The following is a 1,526-nucleotide window of genomic DNA, read 5'->3' on the forward strand; positions in this document are numbered from 1 at the left end:
TGAATCGCCCCGAGTTCATCGGAGACCAGTTTGTTTAAGTCAGGCCACTTTACCTGACTCGTTTAAATTATCATAGTAGTCTGTTTCATATTGAGCTGGTGAAATATACCCAATTGAAGATAATAAGCGTTGATTATTAAACCAATTGACCCACTCTAACGTTGCGTATTCAACAGCATCAACATTCTTCCACGGGCCATTTCTGCGAATAATCTCTGTTTTAAATAATCCATTTATTGTTTCAGCCAATGCATTGTCATAAGAGTCACCCACACTGCCTACAGACGCTTGAATTCCAGCTTCAGCAAGTCGCTCAGTGTATCGTATAGACAAATATTGGCTGCCTCTGTCGCTGTGGTGAATTAACCCTTCGGGGTTGCCACGATGCCAAATAGCTTGCTCTAACGCATCAAGAATAAGCTCTGTGTGCATTGTCGTTGATACACGCCAACCTACAATGTATCGTGAAAAAACATCTATCACGAAAGCGACATAAACAAACCCACTCCATGTGGCAACATAGGTGATGTCAGCTACCCAAAGTTGATTTGGCTGCTCAGCAGTAAATTGACGATTAACTAAATCAAGTGGCTTATCTTGTTGCTCGTCAGGTATCGTTGTCTTATGTGCTTTACCCCGACGAACACCTTGAATTCCCATAACTCGCATCAATCGTTCGACTGTACAGCGGGCGACTTGATGGTCGTCAAGCTGTAGCTGCTTCCATATTTTTCTTGCACCATAAACTGACATATTATCCTCCCACACTTCGCGAATGAGTATTATCAGCTCAGCATCACGCTTTTTGCGGTTAGACAGTCGCTCAGGCTCTCTTTGTATCTGTTTATGAGAATAATACGTTGATGGTGCAATCGGCAATTCCTTGCAAATTGACTCGACACCGTAATGCTCTCTGCAAGCATCAATAAAATCCACTATTACTTCTGTTTGCGGTCGAGCTCCGCTTGGGCGAAAAAAGCGGCAGCTTGCCTCAGGATATCATTCGTTCGCTTGAGCTCTTTATTCTCGCGCTCTAAGACGGCAAGGCGTTCTTCAGTTGATTGCGTATTAGAAGAGGGTTTAGACGGTTGAGCTTGAGATTTCTTGACCCATGCTCTAAGTGTTTCTGGGGTACATCCCAGTTTATCTGAAATCGATACTAGCGCAGCCCAAAGAGAAGGGTATTCATGCTGTTGTGTGGTAACAAGCCTAATTGCACGTTCACGAAATTCTGATGTATAGCGATTTGATTTTTTCATAGTTCCAGTTTCTCAAGTTATTGAGTCTCTGGCAAACACGGGGCGATTCAAACCACGCTGTATAACGACTACGCAATCAGCCCCACCCTATTCCACTGGCAAACGCAAAACAGCGCCCGCCCAGAACACGGTCGCGGCCTTAGTTATATTCAACACCAAAAAACAGGCAAAACCATCCTATTATTTGTGCGCGAACAAGGTAAAGACGAAAACAGCCGAACTATGGGGTTTGTAAACTACGGCGAGGTTAAATACCAAAGCCACAAC

1 protein-coding gene, 1 pseudogene and 1 other annotated feature are annotated in these 1,526 nt (G+C 44.0%); of the genes and pseudogenes, one reads left to right on the top strand and one right to left on the bottom strand.

Annotation, left to right across the window (positions count from 1 at the left end; all coding sequences use genetic code 11):
* Positions 1-39 precede the first annotated feature (39 nt).
* Positions 40-1,259 (bottom strand): IS3 family transposase gene (locus L652_RS0118690; protein ID WP_223230517.1). Its coding sequence is split into 2 segments (ribosomal slippage): positions 40-971 and positions 971-1,259, totalling 1,221 coding nucleotides; the frame shifts between segments, so codons are not numbered across the junction.
* Positions 865-981, bottom strand: a sequence feature (AL1L pseudoknot). Its footprint overlaps the gene before it by 117 nt.
* 51 nt (positions 1,260-1,310) lie before the next feature.
* Here L652_RS0118690 and L652_RS1000000124650 point away from each other — a divergent pair.
* A pseudogene (locus tag L652_RS1000000124650) lies at positions 1,311-1,526 on the top strand (DUF3427 domain-containing protein); the annotation flags it as partial.

Source organism: Pseudoalteromonas sp. TB25 (genome assembly GCF_000497995.1).
Lineage (GTDB): Bacteria > Pseudomonadota > Gammaproteobacteria > Enterobacterales > Alteromonadaceae > Pseudoalteromonas > Pseudoalteromonas distincta.